Source organism: Enterobacter sp. BIGb0383 (assembly GCF_003751845.1).
In the GTDB taxonomy this organism is placed as follows: Bacteria; Pseudomonadota; Gammaproteobacteria; order Enterobacterales; family Enterobacteriaceae; genus BIGb0383.
The window spans coordinates 1,344,939-1,362,819 of the sequence record NZ_RJKQ01000002.1 but is presented as its reverse complement, the minus strand read 5'-3'; the positions used below and the strand labels follow the sequence as shown (position 1 = coordinate 1,362,819).

At 56.8% G+C, this 17,881-nt stretch carries 20 protein-coding genes; 11 read left to right on the top strand and 9 right to left on the bottom strand.

Annotated elements, in window-relative coordinates; translation table 11 throughout:
* Nucleotides 1–260 precede the first annotated feature (260 nt).
* Nucleotides 261–734 (top strand): FxsA family protein, encoded by a 474-nt coding sequence (locus tag EDF81_RS14825; RefSeq protein ID WP_184999498.1) that lies wholly within the window; start codon nt 261–263, stop codon nt 732–734.
* On the opposite strand, the gene yjeH is transcribed toward EDF81_RS14825, so the two are convergent.
* A complete protein-coding gene (gene yjeH / locus EDF81_RS14820) occupies nt 731–1,984 on the bottom strand; it encodes an L-methionine/branched-chain amino acid transporter (RefSeq protein WP_123348876.1) in 1,254 nt (417 codons plus the stop codon). The two genes, EDF81_RS14825 and yjeH, sit on opposite strands and share 4 nt — an antisense overlap.
* 238 nt (nt 1,985–2,222) lie before the next feature.
* On the opposite strand from yjeH, the gene EDF81_RS14815 reads away from it, so the two are divergent.
* The 3 genes from EDF81_RS14815 to EDF81_RS14805 all read left to right on the top strand — a co-directional run bounded on the left by EDF81_RS14815 (nt 2,223) and on the right by EDF81_RS14805 (nt 4,734).
* Nucleotides 2,223–2,516 carry a co-chaperone GroES gene (locus EDF81_RS14815; RefSeq protein WP_123348875.1) on the top strand — a complete coding sequence of 98 codons (294 nt, stop codon included), beginning with the start codon at nt 2,223–2,225 and terminating at the stop codon, nt 2,514–2,516.
* 43 nt (nt 2,517–2,559) lie between these two features.
* A complete protein-coding gene (gene groL / locus EDF81_RS14810; protein WP_123348874.1) occupies nt 2,560–4,206 on the top strand; it encodes a chaperonin GroEL in 1,647 nt (548 codons plus the stop codon).
* Between the two features lie 174 nt (nt 4,207–4,380).
* A complete protein-coding gene (locus EDF81_RS14805) occupies nt 4,381–4,734 on the top strand; it encodes a DUF4156 domain-containing protein (protein ID WP_123348873.1) in 354 nt (117 codons plus the stop codon).
* 47 nt (nt 4,735–4,781) lie between these two features.
* Here EDF81_RS14805 and epmB read toward each other — a convergent pair whose 3' ends face one another.
* The gene (gene epmB, locus EDF81_RS14800; RefSeq protein WP_123348872.1) at nt 4,782–5,810 is read right to left on the bottom strand and encodes an EF-P beta-lysylation protein EpmB; all 1,029 of its coding nucleotides are present in this window, start codon (nt 5,808–5,810) and stop codon (nt 4,782–4,784) included.
* Between the two features lie 40 nt (nt 5,811–5,850).
* On the opposite strand from epmB, the gene efp reads away from it, so the two are divergent.
* The 3 genes from efp (at nt 5,851) to ecnB (ending at nt 6,872) form a co-directional block, all read left to right on the top strand.
* Nucleotides 5,851–6,417, top strand: coding sequence for an elongation factor P (gene efp / locus EDF81_RS14795; RefSeq protein ID WP_123348871.1), 567 nt, complete (start codon nt 5,851–5,853; stop codon nt 6,415–6,417).
* Nucleotides 6,418–6,485: 68 nt separating this feature from the next.
* The gene (locus tag EDF81_RS14790) at nt 6,486–6,620 is read left to right on the top strand and encodes an entericidin A/B family lipoprotein (RefSeq protein ID WP_123348870.1); all 135 of its coding nucleotides are present in this window, start codon (nt 6,486–6,488) and stop codon (nt 6,618–6,620) included.
* A gap of 105 nt (nt 6,621–6,725) precedes the next feature.
* Nucleotides 6,726–6,872 (top strand): lipoprotein toxin entericidin B, encoded by a 147-nt coding sequence (ecnB, locus tag EDF81_RS14785; protein WP_123348869.1) that lies wholly within the window; start codon nt 6,726–6,728, stop codon nt 6,870–6,872.
* Nucleotides 6,873–6,903: 31 nt separating this feature from the next.
* On the opposite strand, the gene EDF81_RS14780 is transcribed toward ecnB, so the two are convergent.
* Nucleotides 6,904–7,503 (bottom strand): LuxR C-terminal-related transcriptional regulator, encoded by a 600-nt coding sequence (locus tag EDF81_RS14780; protein ID WP_123348868.1) that lies wholly within the window; start codon nt 7,501–7,503, stop codon nt 6,904–6,906.
* Between the two features lie 270 nt (nt 7,504–7,773).
* Here EDF81_RS14780 and sugE point away from each other — a divergent pair, with 270 nt between their 5' ends.
* Entirely contained in the window at nt 7,774–8,091 is a 318-nt protein-coding gene (sugE, locus tag EDF81_RS14775) for a quaternary ammonium compound efflux SMR transporter SugE (protein WP_123348867.1), read from the top strand.
* On the opposite strand, the gene EDF81_RS14770 is transcribed toward sugE, so the two are convergent.
* The 5 genes from EDF81_RS14770 to frdA form a co-directional block, all read right to left on the bottom strand.
* The gene (locus EDF81_RS14770) at nt 8,088–8,618 is read right to left on the bottom strand and encodes a lipocalin family protein (protein WP_123348866.1); all 531 of its coding nucleotides are present in this window, start codon (nt 8,616–8,618) and stop codon (nt 8,088–8,090) included. The two genes, sugE and EDF81_RS14770, sit on opposite strands and share 4 nt — an antisense overlap.
* 114 nt (nt 8,619–8,732) lie before the next feature.
* The gene (frdD, locus tag EDF81_RS14765; RefSeq protein WP_123348865.1) at nt 8,733–9,092 is read right to left on the bottom strand and encodes a fumarate reductase subunit FrdD; all 360 of its coding nucleotides are present in this window, start codon (nt 9,090–9,092) and stop codon (nt 8,733–8,735) included.
* A gap of 10 nt (nt 9,093–9,102) precedes the next feature.
* Entirely contained in the window at nt 9,103–9,498 is a 396-nt protein-coding gene (gene frdC, locus EDF81_RS14760; RefSeq protein ID WP_123348864.1) for a fumarate reductase subunit FrdC, read from the bottom strand.
* A gap of 10 nt (nt 9,499–9,508) precedes the next feature.
* Nucleotides 9,509–10,243 carry a succinate dehydrogenase/fumarate reductase iron-sulfur subunit gene (locus EDF81_RS14755; protein WP_123348863.1) on the bottom strand — a complete coding sequence of 245 codons (735 nt, stop codon included), beginning with the start codon at nt 10,241–10,243 and terminating at the stop codon, nt 9,509–9,511.
* Nucleotides 10,236–12,026: a fumarate reductase (quinol) flavoprotein subunit gene (frdA, locus tag EDF81_RS14750; protein WP_123348862.1), complete on the bottom strand. Its 1,791-nt coding sequence runs from the start codon at nt 12,024–12,026 to the stop codon at nt 10,236–10,238. The genes EDF81_RS14755 and frdA overlap by 8 nt, the downstream gene beginning before the upstream one ends.
* Nucleotides 12,027–12,332: 306 nt before the next feature.
* On the opposite strand from frdA, the gene epmA reads away from it, so the two are divergent.
* From epmA to EDF81_RS14735, 3 genes are all read left to right on the top strand, one after another.
* Entirely contained in the window at nt 12,333–13,310 is a 978-nt protein-coding gene (epmA, locus tag EDF81_RS14745; RefSeq protein ID WP_123348861.1) for an elongation factor P--(R)-beta-lysine ligase, read from the top strand.
* Nucleotides 13,311–13,551: 241 nt separating this feature from the next.
* Nucleotides 13,552–14,118, top strand: a complete 567-nt coding sequence (locus tag EDF81_RS14740; RefSeq protein ID WP_123348860.1) for a Panacea domain-containing protein — start codon at nt 13,552–13,554, stop codon at nt 14,116–14,118.
* Between the two features lie 116 nt (nt 14,119–14,234).
* Complete coding sequence (locus tag EDF81_RS14735; RefSeq protein WP_260232709.1) at nt 14,235–14,522, top strand: hypothetical protein; 288 nt, start codon at nt 14,235–14,237, stop codon at nt 14,520–14,522.
* A 29-nt stretch (nt 14,523–14,551) separates the two neighbouring features.
* Here EDF81_RS14735 and mscM read toward each other — a convergent pair whose 3' ends face one another.
* Nucleotides 14,552–17,878: a miniconductance mechanosensitive channel MscM gene (mscM, locus tag EDF81_RS14730; RefSeq protein WP_123348858.1), complete on the bottom strand. Its 3,327-nt coding sequence runs from the start codon at nt 17,876–17,878 to the stop codon at nt 14,552–14,554.
* Between the last annotated feature and the right edge of the window lie 3 nt (nt 17,879–17,881).

Here is a 17,881-nt window from a genome sequence, read left to right as displayed (position 1 = left end):
GACGATTATTTCCTTAATCGGTCGGATGCCTATGATCATATGCTGATGATAGCGAATTGCAGCTATCGCGATCACCTAATATGAGAGCCTTTTGCCTTATATTTATTGATCTGTGAAACGCATCACCCGACCGACAGGGCGAAGAAAACCCTTCGCGCAGAGATTGAAAATGGGCGATTCGCCACCATTTCTCTGTAACGCGAATTGCAAATGACTTTCGACAGGGGCCAGACCGCCGCTGTTTATTACAGGAGAACCCCGTGCGTTGGATCCCACTTTTAGCCATCTTTCTCTATGTTTACATAGAGATCTCAATTTTTATCCAGGTGGCGCACATCTTCGGCGTGCTGTTAACGCTGGTGCTGGTGATTTTCACTTCGGTGATTGGGATGTCGCTGGTGCGCAACCAGGGCTTTAAAAACTTTCTGCTGATGCAGCAGAAAATGGCGGCGGGCGAAAGCCCGGCGGAAGAGATGATCAAAAGCGTCTCGCTGATCATCGCGGGTCTGCTGCTGGTGCTGCCCGGCTTCTTTACCGACTTCCTCGGCCTGCTGCTGCTGTTACCGCCGGTGCAGAAGCATCTGACGCTGAAACTGCTGCCGCACCTGCGTTTCTCGCGGATGCCGGGCGGTGGGTTTAGCACTCGCCCGGAAGACGGTCAGACCTTTGAAGGGGAGTATCAGCGCAAAGAGGACCAGCGCGATCGCCTCGATCATAAAGATAACGACCGCTAATCCTCTGCAGTCACTCCCCGGCGGCGCCTGGGTAAAAACAGCCACAGCGCCGCCAGCATTACCACCGCATACAAGCTTTTCCAGCCCACCATTGCCAGCAGCAGTACGCACAGCCCGGTGCCGATAACCGCCAGCAGGCGATAGCGTCCCTGAAGCAGGCGGCATCCGGCCAGCATACAGAGCAGATAGATCAGGATAAAAATGCCGTTGGCGTAGACGATCAGCGCATCGAGGTCGATCTTAAACCAGTGGCTGGCGAGGGTGCTGATCACGCAGCTTCCCAGCACCAGATTGAGGGCGTTCAGCGGAATATGTCGTCCTGACAGCTGTGCCAGACGGCTCTGCGGCCTGGCCTGCGCCTGGGACCAGACCAGGCGGGCGAAGCTCTGAATATAGATATTGAGGCTGGCGAAGCAGGCCAGATAGCCAATAATGCAGGCCACCCACAGCATCTTCTCACCGAACAGGCGTACCACGATCCCCGGCAGGGACGCCGCTGCCGCACGGTCCGCGCTCCAGGCATCGAAATGCAGCACCGCGACGGTACAGGCCCAGTAGACCGTCCCCGCCAGCAGCAGACCGGCCATCAGCGCCCGGGGGAAGTCGCGCTCCGGGTTTTTAAATTCCGAGGCCAGGTGGGCGAACGCCTCCAGGCCGACAAAGCACCAGAACATCACCGACAGCGCGGCAAACAGGCGGGAAGGCGCGATATCGGTCAGCGCCGGGAAGGGGATCTCCGTTAGGGTTAAACGGCCACCCCACCAGATGGCGACAACGAGCGCGACAATCAGCCCGGCAATCAGCATCTGCAGGTTGGCGCCGGAACGTGCGCCGCGACTGCCTACCAGCCAGATAAGCCCGAGGGTCGCCAGCTCTGCCATCAGCAGTTGCCAGCCCTGCCAGCCAAACATCGCCTGCCAGAAACCGGCGGCGATATGCAGCGCGGCGGGCAGGCCGACCGGGATCACCGATAAAAACAGCCAGCCGGTGACGCGCTCCAGCTTTGAACCGAAGGCCATGCCGACAAAGTGCGCGACGCCGCCCGCGCTGGGGAAGTGACGCCCCAGGATGGCAAAGACGATTGCGACAGGGAACACCAGCAGGATCAACGCAGGCCAGGCCCACAGGCTGTCATTTCCCGCCGCCAGGGCGGCGAGCGCCGGTACGGCAAAGACGCCGGTCCCCAGCAGTGAGGTAGAGAGTAAGCCGATTCCCTGAGCCAGTCCCAGCTCTTGTTTAAGTCCGCTCATCGCGCCGTCCAGCCATTCGTAAAGAAGCGGATGGTATCACAATCAATTCTGCTTATGACCTCGCCATTTCCCCCGATTTTACTGGGGATTAGGGGGATCGCATTATGCGAAATTTTTTTTCCGTTGCCCCTTGAAGGGGGGGAAGCCCATCCCCATCTCTCAGGGCACTAGTCGGAAAACCGTGTAGGGCCCGGCGTCATCCATAACTGATAATGACTTTCTCAAAGGAGAGCTATCAATGAGTATTCGTCCGTTACATGATCGTGTGATCGTCAAACGTAAAGAAGTTGAAACCAAATCTGCGGGCGGCATCGTGTTGACCGGTTCTGCTGCAGCCAAATCAACGCGTGGCGAAATCATCGCTGTCGGTAAAGGCCGCATCCTGGAAAACGGAACCGTGCAGCCGCTGGACGTGAAAGTGGGCGATATCGTCATTTTCAACGATGGCTACGGCGTGAAAGCCGAGAAGATCGACAACGAAGAAGTCCTGATCATGTCCGAAAGCGACATTCTGGCCATTGTTGAAGCGTAATCCGCGAACGACACTGAACATACGAATTTAAAGGGAAAAGAAAATGGCAGCTAAAGACGTAAAATTCGGTAACGACGCTCGTGTGAAAATGCTGCGCGGCGTAAACGTACTGGCAGACGCAGTTAAAGTGACCCTGGGCCCGAAAGGCCGTAACGTGGTTCTGGACAAATCCTTCGGCGCACCGACCATCACCAAAGATGGCGTATCCGTAGCACGTGAAATCGAGCTGGAAGACAAGTTCGAAAACATGGGCGCTCAGATGGTGAAAGAAGTTGCCTCTAAAGCGAACGACGCTGCAGGCGACGGTACCACCACCGCAACCGTTCTGGCGCAGGCGATCATCGCTGAAGGCCTGAAAGCCGTTGCTGCTGGCATGAACCCGATGGACCTGAAGCGCGGCATCGACAAAGCAGTCGTTGCTGCTGTTGAAGAGCTGAAAGCGCTGTCCGTACCGTGCTCTGACTCTAAAGCGATTGCTCAGGTTGGTACTATCTCCGCTAACTCCGACGAAACCGTAGGTAAACTGATCGCGGAAGCGATGGATAAAGTCGGTAAAGAAGGCGTGATCACCGTTGAAGACGGTACCGGCCTGGAAGACGAACTGGACGTGGTTGAAGGTATGCAGTTCGACCGTGGCTACCTGTCCCCGTACTTCATCAACAAGCCGGAAACCGGTGCCGTTGAGCTGGAAAGCCCGTTCATCCTGCTGGCTGACAAAAAAATCTCTAACATCCGCGAAATGCTGCCGGTGCTGGAAGCCGTTGCGAAAGCAGGCAAACCGCTGGTTATCATCGCTGAAGACGTTGAAGGCGAAGCGCTGGCGACGCTGGTGGTTAACACCATGCGTGGCATCGTGAAAGTGGCTGCGGTTAAAGCACCTGGCTTCGGCGACCGCCGTAAAGCTATGCTGCAGGACATCGCAACCCTGACCGGCGGTACCGTTATCTCTGAAGAGATCGGTATGGAGCTGGAAAAAGCGACTCTGGAAGACCTGGGCCAGGCAAAACGCGTTCTGATCAACAAAGACACCACCACCATCATCGATGGCGTGGGTGAAGAAGGCGCGATTCAGGGCCGTGTTGCTCAGATCCGCAAACAGATCGAAGAAGCCACTTCCGATTACGACCGTGAAAAACTGCAGGAGCGCGTAGCGAAACTGGCAGGCGGCGTTGCGGTAATCAAAGTCGGTGCTGCAACCGAAGTGGAAATGAAAGAGAAGAAAGCGCGCGTTGACGATGCCCTGCACGCAACCCGTGCTGCGGTAGAAGAAGGCGTAGTTGCTGGTGGTGGCGTGGCGCTGGTTCGCGTTGCGGCTAAACTTGCTGGCCTGACTGCTCAGAACGAAGATCAGAACGTGGGTATCAAAGTTGCGCTGCGCGCAATGGAAGCGCCGCTGCGTCAGATCGTTGCTAACGCCGGTGAAGAGCCGTCTGTAGTGACCAACACCGTGAAAGCGGGCGAAGGTAACTACGGTTACAACGCGCAGACTGAAGAGTACGGCAACATGCTCGACTTCGGTATCCTGGACCCAACCAAAGTAACCCGTTCTGCTCTGCAGTACGCGGCCTCTGTTGCCGGTCTGATGATCACCACCGAGTGCATGGTGACCGACCTGCCGAAAGCTGACGCACCTGACTTAGGTGGCGCTGGCGGTATGGGCGGCATGGGTGGTATGGGCGGCATGATGTAATAACCGTTCACCCTGCATCCGTTGAGAATGATTTGGGTGTTTAGGTTTGGCTCCCAGAATTTAAAAACCCCCGGACATAAGATGTCCGGGGGTTTTTCTTTTGGTCATCTTTTTAGTATAAGGTGTACACTCGGACAACAAATTGTGTCCAGCTTATTGATAATGGGGAATAACATGCGCGTTAAAGTCTCAGCAGGGATCGTCGGTGCCGCGTTGCTGCTGGCCGGATGTACTTCCGGTAATGAGTTGTCCGCAGGCGGGCAGGGCGTTCGTTTTGTCGAAGATAAACCGGGTGCAGAGTGCCAGCTGTTAGGCACCGCTAACGGCAAGCAAAGCAACTGGCTGTCTGGCCAGCACGGCGATGAAGGCGGCTCTATGCGCGGTGCGGCCAATGCGCTGCGTAACAACGCTGCGGCGATGGGCGGCAATGTGCTGTACGGCGTAAGCAGCCCGAGCCAGGGTGTGCTGTCGAGCTTTGTGCCGACCGCCAGCGAAATGAGCGGCCAGGTCTATAAGTGCCCGAACTGATCGGGACACGCTGATACCCTCTCCCGGCCAGGAGAGGGTCAGAACAATCAGCTCTGCCTGAGCTGTAAATCTATCGGCGTTTTGCTGGGCTCACCGCCAATCTCACGCGCCAGCTTCGGCACCATATAGCCGGAGACCAGCGTCAGCAGCTCACGCACAATCGTGCGGGCTTCCTCATCGCTCACCATAAAGTGCGCCGCACCCTGGACCTTATCCAGCACGTGCAGGTAATAGGGCATCACGCCCGCATCAAACAGCGCGTTACTCAAATCAGCCAGCGTCCGGGCATTATCGTTCACGCCGCGCAGCAGCACGCTCTGATTCAGCAGCGTCACGCCTGCCGCTCTGAGTCGCGCCATACCGTCACGAAACGCGTTATCGATTTCCCGGGCGTGGTTGATATGGTTGACCAGCAGGATCTGCAGCGAAGAGCGTGCGAAGCGGGCAACCAGGCCGTCAGTGATTCGCGCCGGGATCACAATCGGCAGGCGACTATGAATGCGCAGACGTTTTACGTGCGGGATCTTTTCCAGCTGTTCGATCAGCCAGTCCAGCTCGTGATCCTTCGCCATCAGCGGATCGCCGCCGGAGAAGATGACCTCATCCAGCTCGGGATGTGCGGCGATATAGTCCAGGGCGGTCTGCCAGCTTCGCTTATTGCCGGGATTATCCGCATAGGGAAAATGGCGACGGAAGCAGTAGCGGCAGTTGACCGCACAGCCGCCTTTCACCAGCAGCAGCGCCCGGTTGCGGTATTTATGCAGCAGTCCCGGCACCACGCTGTGCTGTTCTTCCAGCGGGTCCGTTGAGAATCCCGGTGCGGCGATAAACTCGTCCCGCACGGTCAGGACCTGCCGCAGCAGGGGGTCGTCCGGGTTACCTTTTTCCATGCGCGCAATAAAGGCGCGCGGCACCCGCAGGGCAAATAAGCGTTTGGCTTCGCGCCCGGCGAGCAACTTTTCATCCGCGTCTACATTTAAAAGACGCAGGAGTTCATCCGGATCGGTCACAACATCGGCGAGTTGCGATAACCAATCTTCTCTGGATGGGGTGTTTAGGGTTACAATGTGCGCCATTTTGTGGCTAAGCTACCAGTTAACAATTTCAGAGGGCCTTATGGCGACTTACTATAGCAACGATTTTCGTGCCGGTCTTAAAATCATGATGGACGGCGAACCTTATGCGGTTGAAGCGAGCGAGTTCGTTAAACCGGGTAAAGGCCAGGCATTCGCACGCGTTAAGCTGCGTCGTCTGCTGACCGGTACCCGCGTAGAGAAAACCTTTAAATCCACCGACTCCGCCGAAGGCGCTGACGTGGTCGATATGAACCTGACCTTCCTGTACAACGACGGCGAGTTCTATCATTTCATGAACAACGAAACTTTCGAGCAGCTGGCCGCTGACGAGAAAGCCGTTGGTGATAACGCAAAATGGCTGCTGGACCAGGCTGAATGTATCGTGACCCTGTGGAACGGTCAGCCGATCTCCGTGACCCCGCCGAACTTTGTTGAGCTGGAAATCGTTGAGACCGACCCAGGCCTGAAAGGTGATACCGCAGGTACCGGCGGCAAACCGGCTACCCTGACCACCGGCGCCGTGGTTAAAGTTCCGCTGTTCGTACAGATCGGCGAAGTGATCAAAGTGGATACTCGTTCAGGCGAATACGTATCCCGCGTTAAGTAATACCTCAGGGTATACAACATTTAATGGCGTGGCCTCCCGGCCGCGCCGTTTTATTGAATAAGGCAGGGATGATGAAACGTCTGATTCGTTTGTTCGTGCTAATGCTGGTTGCTGGCGCAATGCTGGCTGGCTGCAATACCGCTCGCGGTATGGGTGAAGATATCCAGCACCTCGGTAACGCTATTTCACACGCTGCAAGTTAAACCCTTCTAACTTTCCGAAAATTGTCTTGATTCCCGCCATCTTGCGAGAAGTTGTCTATGCTTATTTGGCTACTAACCAAAATTGGACAACAAAAGGAAGACATCATGGTTAAGAAGACAATTGCTGCAATCTTTTCTGTTCTGCTTCTTTCTTCGCTGTTAACAGCGTGCAATACCACCCGTGGCGTCGGCCAGGATATCTCTGACGGCGGCAGCGCGATTTCGGGTGCGGCCACCAAAGCACAGCAGTAAGCCATATGCGGTACGGCAGCTTGCCGTACCGTTATTCCACCTTTCCTGACAGGGCGAAGGGCGAGAAGCGGTTATCCATGTGCAGCTTCATGCGAATATTACGCTTGTAGGTGTAAACCGTTTTTCCACGGATACTCAGCGACCTGGCAATCATGTTATTGCTTTGCCCCTCCATCCACAGCGACAGCACCTTCTCCTCCTGACGAGTGAGCAGGGTAGTGGCGATTTGGGTGCTGAAAAACTCCGGGCGCGAACGCAGCGCCGCATCCGTAATCCGTGTCAGCTCATCCAGACGAATTCGCTTCGACAGCGTGGCCCAGACCGGCAGGTGCTGTCGGTACTGGCTGAGACGCGGGTCATCGCCCGACTGCAGCAGGATAACCAGACTCTGATTCTCACAGGCGGACATCAGGGAGGAGATCAGCTGCAGCTGATGCGGCTCATTGGCGAAGCCGTGCAGATCGGCGATCACCAGGTTTGGCTGCCACTGCACAATATGCTCTTTGGCCAGCAATAAGCTATTAATGCCGGAAATCAGCAGGGGGGAAGAGAAGCAATTTACGTGATCGAGCCACATTTCCAGTCCAGAGCGGCTGAAATTGCACCGATCAATCAGCAATATTTTAAACATGTATTCTTCGCAATCAGGAGAGAACCAGGAGCATCCAGCTCAAAACATCCTGCCAGGTGAGGCAACATAATAAAGAAGTCCGATGTGTTGTAAATGCGCGAGTTGCGCGGCTAACTACCGCTATTTCTGCCAATAAAGTGCGGAAACGGGCAAAAGCAAAACCGTTGATATTATTTTGCCTCTGGGTAAGAATAATGTTTCCTTCATACACCTTATGGGACGACCCATAAGCGTATCTTTTATCCGGGGACGGCCCCACAAGGGAGCTCTATGTCCTGGTTAATTCTTGTTGTTGCGGGTCTGCTTGAAGTGGTCTGGGCCGTTGGCCTGAAATACACCCACGGCTTTAGCCGCCTGGTGCCGAGCATTATCACGGTGACGGCGATGGTGGCGAGTATTGCGCTGCTGGCCTGGGCGATGAAAAGCCTGCCGGTCGGCACCGCTTACGCTATCTGGACGGGGATTGGCGCAGTAGGCGCGGCGATTACCGGCATCCTGCTGTTAGGTGAATCCGCCAGCCTGGCGCGAATTGCCAGCCTGGCGCTGATTGTTTGCGGGATTATCGGGCTGAAACTCAGCACCCATTAATGGGGCTGTTCCACCCAGATAAGCTTGTTGATGTCAAAGCCCCGCCGGGTCGCGGTATCCAGTAACTGCTGCTTCACGTCGGCGGAGATCGTCGGCGTGCGGGAGAGGATCCACAGATAGTCGCGATCCGGCCCGCAGACCAGCGCGTGCTGGTAGTCTTTATCGAGCGCGATAATATTGTATCCGCCGTAGAACGGGCCGAAGAACGACACTTTCAGTGCGGCACGGTCCGGCGAGCCGGTAAAGTACGCTTTCCCGATCGACTGCTGCCACATTCCTCTCTCCGGGTTATAGCCCCGGTTTATCACCTGAATGCCGCCGTCATCCTGGGTGCTGTAGGTGGCCGTAACACGCTCTAAGCCACGCTCAAAGCGGTGATCGAAACGGGCGATTTCATACCATTTTCCAAGGTAACGATTAGCATCGAACTGGCTGACGACGGTGACGCCCTGAGGCGGGGTTGGGGAGCTGCAGGAAACCACCAGCAACGCAGCGGTTACGGCGGCGATAACGGGTAAAATACGCATCGGGATATCCTTGCTGTTTTTTAGTTAAGTGTAGATGACGGCAAGGAAAAAGCGGGCAATAAAAAGGCCTGCCGGAGGGCAGGCCAGAGTGACAGGCCAGAGTGACAGGCGGGATCACAGAGTGATAATGGCGACCAGCGTGACAATGGTCAGGATTGCCGCCAGACCATAGAACACCCACTCGCCACGCGGCACGTGGATCTTCAGATCGTGCATGGCGTGATGAATGCGATGCAGGCCGCACCACAGCGGCAGCACAATCATTAGAAAGATAAAGGCACGGCCAATAAAGCTCTGGGCGAAGGCCAGAACGCGTTCATAGCTGAAAGCGCCTTCCGGGGCGAGGCCCAGCGGCAGCAGAATACCCACCAGCAGCACCATTACCGGCGTAATAATCGCGCCCCACATGCCGCCTGCGCCAAACAGGCCCCAGAATACCGGCTCGTCGGAACGTTTAGGGTTAGGATTGATCATCGGGCTCTCCTTACCAGTACAGGGCGACAAACAGAATGACCGCGGTAACGATAGCCGTCACCACCCAGAGCGCACGGATAACCGGCCCTGGCCCCATTTTCTCGCCTTTGATAATAATATTGGCTGCTTTCGGCGCCAGCTCGAACCAGGTCTTCGTATGCAGCAGCGCCGCCGCGAGGGCGATGATATTCAGCACAACCACGATCGGGTTTTGCAGGAAACCGACGAAGCTCGCCCAGCTTTCAGGCCCGTGCTTCAGTGCGAACAGACCGGAAATCAGCAGGATGCTGAACCAGACCGCTGGCACCGCCGTTCCCTCACGCAGCATATAAAAGCGATAAAACGGCAGCTGCTGCCACCAGTTGGACGGCACCGGCCGTACATACGCTTTACGTTTAGTCGTCATCATGCACTCCTTAGCGTGGTTTCAGGGTGGCGATAAGAAAGTCTTTCGAACTTTCCACTTTGCCCTGCTGAATGGCGGCAGCCGGGTCGACATGCTTCGGACACACCTCTGAGCAGTAGCCGACAAAGGTGCAGGTCCACACGCCGTTCTGGCCGTTAAGCTGCCCCATACGCTGTTTCTTACCGTTATCACGGCTGTCTTCGTTATAACGGTGCGCCAGGGTAATCGCCGCCGGGCCGATAAACTCAGGGTTCAGACCAAACTGTGGACAGGCGGCGTAGCACAGACCGCAGTTGATGCAGCCGGAGAACTGGTGATACTTCGCCATCTGCGCGGGCGTCTGGGTATTGGGGCCCTGATCCGGCGTACGCGGGTTGCCGATGATATACGGCTTAATGGCTTCCAGACTTTCGATAAAGTGGGTCATATCGACCACCAGATCGCGCTCGATGGGGAAGTTGCCCAGCGCCTCGACTTTCATTCCCCGGGTGTATTCGCGCAGGAAAGTTTTGCAGGCCAGCTTCGGCACTTTGTTGACCATCATGCCGCAGGAGCCGCAAATCGCCATTCGGCACGACCAGCGGTAGCTCAGGTCCGGGGCGAGGTTATCTTTGATATAGCCCAGCGCGTCCAGCAGCGAGGTTTGCTCATCAAAAGGCACATCGTAGAACGCGCTGTGCGGGGCGGTGTCCACTTCCGGGTTGTAGCGCACCACCTCAATCTTCAGGGTTGTCATCTCAGCCATTCGCCGTCTCCTTCTTGTCGGCCGCTTCCGCTTCTGCGCCGTAGACGCGTTTTGCCGGTGGCAGGGTGGTGATCTTCACATCGCTGTATTCCAGGCGCGTGTTGCCGGCCGCGTCGCGGAAGGCGAGGGTGTGATTGAGGAAATTTACGTCATCGCGTTCGGTACAGCCTTCGTCCAGGCGCTGGTGCGCTCCGCGCGACTCTTTACGCGCCAGAGCCGAGTGGGCCATACACTCCGCCACGTTAAGACCGTGACCCAGCTCTATGGTATAGAGCAGATCGGTGTTGAACACGCTGGAGGTATCGGTAATGCGCACGCGCTTCATACGCTCCTGCAGCTCCGCCAGTTTGTCGACCGTTTTCTGCATCAGCTCCGGCGTCCGGTAGATACCGCAGCCCTCTTCCATCGACAGGCCCATCTCATCGCGGATCTTCGCCCAGCTCTCGTTGCCCTGCTGATTCACCAGCTGTTTCAGGCGCTGTTCGATATCGGCAACCTGCGCGTCCAGCGCCGCGCCGTTGGCTTCTCCGGCGGTGGAGGCCCGCTCAATGGCCTGTTCCCCGGCCAGGCGGCCAAACACCACCAGCTCTGCCAGTGAGTTAGAGCCGAGACGGTTAGCGCCGTGCAGGCCCACGGAGGAGCATTCACCCACCGCAAACAGCCCCTGAATTCGGGTTTCACACTGCTGGTTAGTTTCAATACCGCCCATGGTGTAGTGGGCGGTCGGACGGACCGGGATCGGCTCTTTGACCGGGTCGACGCCGACGTAGGCTTTCGACAGCTCACAGATAAACGGCAGGCGTTCGAGGAGCTTTTTCTCGCCGAGATGGCGCAGGTCAAGGTAGACCACGTCCCCGCGTGGGGTTGGGATGGTGTTGCCTTTGCGCCACTCGTGCCAGAAGGCCTGGGAGACTTTATCCCGCGGGCCCAGCTCCATATATTTGTTCTTCGGCTCGCCGAGCGGGGTTTCCGGGCCCATGCCGTAATCCTGCAGATAGCGGTAGCCATCTTTATTGACCAGGATACCGCCTTCGCCGCGACAGCCTTCGGTCATCAGGATCCCAGAGCCGGGCAGGCCGGTCGGGTGATACTGGACAAACTCCATATCGCGCAGCGGCAGGCCGTGGCCCAGTGCCATGCCCATACCATCGCCGGTCACGATGCCGCCGTTGGTGTTATAGCGATAGACGCGGCCCGCGCCGCCGGTCGCCATGACCACCGCATTCGCGCGGATCTGCATCAGCGTCCCTTCCATCATGTTCATCGCCACCAGGCCACGGGCTTTTCCCTCATCCACAAGGATGTCGAGGACGAAATGTTCATCGAAGCGCTGGATTTGCGGGAACTGGAGGGAGGTCTGGAAGAGGGTATGCAGCATATGGAAGCCGGTTTTATCGGCGGCGAACCAGGTGCGTTCTATTTTCATCCCGCCAAAGCGGCGGACGTTAACGCTGCCGTCGGGACGGCGGCTCCACGGACAGCCCCATTGCTCCAGCTGGGTCATTTCGGTGGGGCAGTGATGCACAAAATAATCTACGACATCCTGCTCGCAGAGCCAGTCGCCTCCGGCGACGGTATCGTGAAAATGGTATTCAAAACTGTCATGGTCCTGCGCCACGGCGGCGGACCCTCCCTCGGCGGCAACCGTGTGGCTGCGCATGGGATAGACTTTTGAAATCAGTGCGATTTTAGCGCTCGGGTTCGCCTGTGCTGCGGCAATGGCAGCGCGCAATCCTGCACCGCCTGCGCCAATGACGACAAGATCGGCCTGAAAAGTGTGCACGACATTCCTCCAGATTATTGTTATCCACCCTGCCGTACAACGGTGAGTTTTATGTCGAAAACGGCGCAGGCGGAAGCGTTTCACTGCTCCTTTTTATGCCAAAACAGTATAACCGTGGGAAATGCAGGGAAAATTGATGTGTTCGATTTTTTTGCTGTTCTGTGCGCTGATTTATCATTGAGATTGATGAGACTCGTCACGAAAACGTGCTTGAGCGCCGCCGGAAGGTATTTGCTGCGCAAAATTTGTCTCGCTGCACGGATACGCGTAGACTTCGTGCCCTTGTCTGAAACTGGAGAATTGACTATGAGCGAAACGGCCACCTGGCAGCCGAGCGCTTCCATCCCCAACTTATTAAAACGTGCAGCGATCATGGCCGAAATTCGGCGTTTTTTCGCAGATCGCGGCGTACTGGAGGTGGAGACGCCCTGTATGAGCCAGGCGACGGTAACGGATGTGCATCTGTTCCCGTTTGAGACCCGTTTTGTTGGCCCAGGCCATTCTCAGGGAATCAATCTCTATCTGATGACCAGCCCGGAATACCATATGAAGCGCCTGCTGGCGGCGGGCTGTGGCCCGGTGTATCAGCTGTGTCGCAGCTTCCGTAATGAAGAGATGGGGCGTCACCACAACCCGGAATTCACCATGCTGGAGTGGTATCGCCCGCATTACGATATGTACCGTCTGATGAATGAGGTGGACGATCTGCTTCAGCAGGTACTGGACTGCCCGGCGGCAGAGAGTCTCTCCTATCAGCAGGCGTTCCAGCGTCATCTGGACATTGATCCGCTGTCGGCGGACAAAGCTCAGCTGCGCGAGGTCGCGGCGAAGCTGGATCTCAGCAATATCGCCGATACCGAAGAAGATCGCGATACCCTGCTGCAGCTGCTATTTGCCATGGGCGTCGAGCCGCATATCGGCAAAGATCGCCCGGCATTTGTCTATCACTTCCCGGCAAGCCAGGCATCGCTGGCGCAGATCAGTACCGAAGATCACCGCGTGGCGGAACGCTTCGAGGTCTATTTCAAGGGGATGGAGCTGGCGAACGGCTTCCATGAGCTGACCGACGCCCGCGAACAGCAACTGCGTTTTGAGCAGGATAACCGCAAGCGTGCTGCGCGTGACCTGCCGCAGCAGCCTATCGATACTAACCTGCTGGATGCGTTGAAAGTGGGGCTGCCCGACTGCTCCGGCGTGGCGCTAGGCGTGGATCGTCTGGTGATGCTGGCGCTGGGCGCTGAAAGTATCGCCGATGTGATTGCCTTTACGGTGGATCGCGCCTGATTCTACCTTCTTTTGGATAACCTCTCTCTTCGAAGAGAGGTTATCGCACCGGTAGTTTGAATCATTCGTTGTGGTGCGCAAAAAATAGTTTGCTGAGATTGCATTTACATTTTCTGCTCGGGCAGGTTCTGAGTTTAGTTTCCCTCTCAAATAAAGGCCGCGCTGCCGGATTGACTCCCATTTGACCAATACTCATAATCTAACCAAAGATTGCCTGAAAGGTAATCAAGGAGGTTGACGTATGTATAGCGAAATTAAAACTGCTCAGATGGCAGGCTACCTACTGTTTAAACGCGGTGGGCGCATGGCGTATATCAAGCTCATGAAATTGCTTTACCTCGCCGATCGTGAATATCTTCTCAGCTATGGTGACTCAATGACCGGTGACCGGGCTGTATCGATGAATCATGGCCCTGTTTTATCGCGTACTTATGACCTGCTTAAATCCGGTAGCCAGGAGGAAGAGTCTCCCTGGGATGACTGGATTGCCGGAGAATCAAACTATGAAGTTTCTATCAAAAAACCAGTTCATGGTCTTGATGACGACGCATTTGACGAATTGAGTCGTGCTGACAAAAGAATCCTCGACAAAGTGTTTGCAGAATACGGGCACTATAAGCGTTTTGAACTTTGCGATTTAACGCATCGTATTTGTCCTGAGTGGCAGGATCCGCACGACTCTTCGGCTCCGATAAGTCCAAAAGCAATATTTATGGCAGGTGGGAAGTCGGAGGGAGAGGCGAATGCGCTGGTGCAAAGAATGCGTGAGCGTGGTCTCCTGAAACAATTCAGCTCTGAGCTTGCATAATAATGGCGTACTCACCATACAGGAAAGGCACAGTCCTTGCGCCTGTTGGTGGGGCCAATCATCTTCACATTGTCTGTAACGCTCCCGTTTTTCACCCTGTGCATGGCTGTGATTGCGTGTTGGTTGTCAATATCTCAACGGTTTATCCAACCCCGGCTTATCACGACCCTGCGTGTATCCTAAGTGCAGGTGAGCACCCTTTTGTTCGTCATGATAGCTATGTTTATTACGGCGATGCGATTATCTGGAAAGTACCAAATGTCGTTTCCAGAGAGCAAAGTGGGGAATTGATTCAACATGTTGATATGCAGGAAGCCGTTTTTCAGCGAGTGCTGACAGGTTTTGAACAGTCGGAATTTACGTCCGGCAAAATCCTGAAATTTTATCGGCAGCATTGCCATTAACGCCCGCTGAGCGGGCGTTAATGGTGGGGTTACAGGCTGCCTGCCGGGCGTCTGCCCGCAGAGGAGAGCGTTTTCCCCGTCTGTTTTCCGTTCATGGTTTCCAGACGCATCTGGAACGGCGGGAACGGCATATCGATACCATGCTCGCGGAAACCGGCCAGGATCAGCTGGTGGATTTCGTGGCGCAGCGGCATACGATGCCCCATTTCGGCGGCATAAATACGCAGTTCGAAAATCTGAATCCCCTGCTGAAGATCGACCAGGAAGACCTCCGGTGCGGGCGTATCGATCACCAGCGAACAGCGCTCTGCGGCGGTCTCCAGGATTTGCGTCACCTCTTCGCTGTTGGCATCGGAAGGGGCCGGTACCGTTAGCACCACACGCGTCACTGAATCCGACAGGGACCAGTTAATAAACTGCTCGGTGATAAAGGCCTTGTTCGGCACGATAATCTCTTTGCGGTCCCAGTCGCTGATGGTGGTGGCGCGGGTATTGATTTTGGTGATGCTGCCGGTAAGGTCACGGATCGTGACCGTATCGCCGATACGAATCGGTTTCTCAAACAGAATAATCAGGCCGGAGATAAAGTTGGCGAAGATCTCCTGCAGACCAAAGCCCAGACCCACACCCAGTGCGGCGACCAGCCACTGCAGTTTTGACCACTCAATCCCAATCATCGAGAAGCCCATCAGCCCGCCAATCAGCATCAGCAAATATTTGGTGATGGTGGTAATGGCGTAACCGGTGCCCGGCGTCAGCGAGAGGTGCTGAAGCAGCGCCAGCTCCAGCAGCGCCGGGAGATTGCGCACCAGCTGGGCGGTGATAATAAACACCAGAATCGCAATCAGCACCGCCCCGAGCGTGATCGGCAGCTGGCTTTCAACGCCCTGCACGGTGGAGGTGACATCCCACAGGGAGATATTCTCCAGGAAGGCGAAGGCGGAATGGATTTCCGACCACAGCACGATCACCGACAGCAGGGCGATCAGCATCAGGATTGAGCGCACCAGACGCAGGGACTGGGTACTGATGGTATCGAGATCGACTTCGCTTTCATCGATCTCCACGGCGCCTTCGAGGCTGAGGTTATGGGTTGGTTCCTCTTCACCGCGTGCGCGCTGGGCAAGAATTTCCGCCCGACGGTGACGGGCGCGATCGAACGCCAGACGGCGGCGCTGGATCAGCATCCAGCGGCGGATCACATGGTAGATCACCAGCAGCAGGAACCAGATGGCGACGGAGGTTTCCAGACGGGCCAGCAGCGCCTGCGAGGTCGCCAGGTAGCCCGTCATCGCGGCCAGCATCGCCACCAGAGGCGCGCCGATCAGCAGGTTCCACAATAGGTTATTCACCATATTGTCGCTGCTGCCCTCTTTGTCGACGTACAGCGGGATCCCCGCTCGCTTGAGGCTCAGGGTCACGATCGCCAGCGCGCCGCAGATCAGAATAAAGCACAGCCTGCCGAGCGATCCGAAGAACTCACGATCGTTGAGATTATCAAACATGATCAGCGCCATAATCAGCGGCACGATCAGGCCGATGCTCATCAGGTAATAGCGCATGGCGCGGGAAACGCGACTGCGCGGCCAGCCGAAGTGGGCGCTGAACAGGCCGTTTGGTCGGGCGAAGGTGGCGCAAATCATCACTACCCACAACAGCGGCACCGTGGCGGTGACGCCGTCGCCGATAGCAACCGCCAGCGGATAAGGCCAGGCAGCCTGTAGCCCGTAGCCCAGCGTGGCCCACAGCACCGGCAGCGGTGAGGCCACCAGAATTGACCAGAAGACGGTGCGCAGCGTCAGGCGGAAGTGGTCCTGGGTCACTTTACCGACCCGGGACGCGGAGCGTTCAAGGAAGCGGGTAAAGTGCTTGCGCGAATAGAGGCTAAAACTGACCAGCACCAGCGCGGCAAACAGCGGGAACAGGGTCTCTTTGCTGGTGAGCATCATCACGCTGGCTTTACCCAGCTGACTAAAGGTATCGAGCGAGATCAGACGGCGCAGATCCTGAACGATATCAATCGGCCACGACAGGGTCAGAGGGCTGACGTCGGCGGTCCAGAACAGATAACGATGGGTGGCTTCATTGACCTCTTTCAGGGCGTCTTCCAGCTGGCTGTTCGAGACTTTAAGCTTGGTCAGCTCCAGAATCAGCGTATCCCCGCCCTGCAGCAGAGAGTTGAGCAGCTCGCGCTGGGTGCGCAGCTGGGCATCAAGAATGCGCCGCTGCTCAGAGGTCAGCGGCTGGCCGTCGGCCTGATGGATCTGCCGCAGCTGAGGCTGCTTATTGAGCAGGTCTTCATAGCGCATACGGTGTACGCGCAGCTGAGCCATTTCGGTATCGAGCTGCTGCGGCTTGGGCATTTCCGGCAGGCGGGCCACCTGGGCGCGCAGCGCCTCGCCCAGCATATTGGACATGCCCAGCCACTGCGCCTGCTCGCGCAGGGTATTCAGGGCCTGACGCACCTGCAGCGTCTGGTTCGCGGCCTGGCGCTGCTGGGAATCGACCAGATCCATCCGCTGGGCCTGCTGGTTCAGGGCCTGGGACAGCTCGCGGTTGACTTTAAACTGGTTAAGAATATCCGGCGGCAGATCGGCATTGTTTTCCGCCAGCAGTTCGGTGACTTCCAGCGCTTTTTCCGCTTCGCGCTGGCGCTGGCTGTTCAGCTGGTTCCGCAACCCTTGCAGGTAAGCATCCAGCTGTTCGCCCTCTTTTTGCGCCATTTCGCCGCGCATTCGCGCCAGTTCCTGACGATTGTTGGCCGACAGCTGCGCCAGCTCCAGCTCATCCACCAGCGCTTTTAATTTGGCGGCTTCCGCCATCAGGCCAAGGTTCTGCGCCTGGGCCAGCGGGGTATTGCTGGTCTGGGTGCCAATGCGTCGCTCAACGTCGCTCAGCTGGCGGCGGGCATCGGTCTGCTGCTGCGGTAGCTGGCTCAGGGAGTCGCTGATTTCGCGGGTACGCTCCTGCTCCTGCTGCGCCACGCGGGTCTGCTCCAGCAGCTGGCTGCTGACCTGCAGGATCTCCTGATTCAGCGTATCGCTGTTCATCCCGGTGGGCACCTGGCGCGGTTCATCGCGCAGGCTGGCAATCTGCTGACGCAGGGTACGGGAGAGTTTGGGGAAGTTGTCGATCACCTGCTGATACTGTGCAGCGCGCTCAAGGGAGGCTTTACGCTCCTCCAGCGCATTCAGCGCGGACTGGAGCGCTTCGACGGCTTCGGCCTGATTCGGCATATTCTTTGCCGATTTGACCTGCTCCAGCTCCTGGGTAATTTGTTTCGCGTCAGGGATAGCGGCGGCGTGCGCCCCCAGGCTGAGGCTCAGGGCCATCAGGAAAATGAGAATCAGGCGCACGTC

Excerpts from the sequence above, each read along its gene's own strand:
- yjeH (WP_123348876.1), bottom strand. The coding sequence starts at position 1,984 with ATGAGCGGACTTAAACAAGAGCTGGGACTGGCTCAGGGAATCGGCTTA.
- EDF81_RS14815 (WP_123348875.1), top strand. The coding sequence starts at position 2,223 with ATGAGTATTCGTCCGTTACATGATCGTGTGATCGTCAAACGTAAAGAA.
- groL (WP_123348874.1), top strand. The coding sequence starts at position 2,560 with ATGGCAGCTAAAGACGTAAAATTCGGTAACGACGCTCGTGTGAAAATG.
- EDF81_RS14805 (WP_123348873.1), top strand. The coding sequence starts at position 4,381 with ATGCGCGTTAAAGTCTCAGCAGGGATCGTCGGTGCCGCGTTGCTGCTG.
- epmB (WP_123348872.1), bottom strand. The coding sequence starts at position 5,810 with ATGGCGCACATTGTAACCCTAAACACCCCATCCAGAGAAGATTGGTTA.
- efp (WP_123348871.1), top strand. The coding sequence starts at position 5,851 with ATGGCGACTTACTATAGCAACGATTTTCGTGCCGGTCTTAAAATCATG.
- EDF81_RS14790 (WP_123348870.1), top strand. The coding sequence starts at position 6,486 with ATGATGAAACGTCTGATTCGTTTGTTCGTGCTAATGCTGGTTGCTGGC.
- ecnB (WP_123348869.1), top strand. The coding sequence starts at position 6,726 with ATGGTTAAGAAGACAATTGCTGCAATCTTTTCTGTTCTGCTTCTTTCT.
- EDF81_RS14780 (WP_123348868.1), bottom strand. The coding sequence starts at position 7,503 with ATGTTTAAAATATTGCTGATTGATCGGTGCAATTTCAGCCGCTCTGGA.
- sugE (WP_123348867.1), top strand. The coding sequence starts at position 7,774 with ATGTCCTGGTTAATTCTTGTTGTTGCGGGTCTGCTTGAAGTGGTCTGG.
- EDF81_RS14770 (WP_123348866.1), bottom strand. The coding sequence starts at position 8,618 with ATGCGTATTTTACCCGTTATCGCCGCCGTAACCGCTGCGTTGCTGGTG.
- frdD (WP_123348865.1), bottom strand. The coding sequence starts at position 9,092 with ATGATCAATCCTAACCCTAAACGTTCCGACGAGCCGGTATTCTGGGGC.
- frdC (WP_123348864.1), bottom strand. The coding sequence starts at position 9,498 with ATGACGACTAAACGTAAAGCGTATGTACGGCCGGTGCCGTCCAACTGG.
- EDF81_RS14755 (WP_123348863.1), bottom strand. The coding sequence starts at position 10,243 with ATGGCTGAGATGACAACCCTGAAGATTGAGGTGGTGCGCTACAACCCG.
- epmA (WP_123348861.1), top strand. The coding sequence starts at position 12,333 with ATGAGCGAAACGGCCACCTGGCAGCCGAGCGCTTCCATCCCCAACTTA.
- EDF81_RS14740 (WP_123348860.1), top strand. The coding sequence starts at position 13,552 with ATGTATAGCGAAATTAAAACTGCTCAGATGGCAGGCTACCTACTGTTT.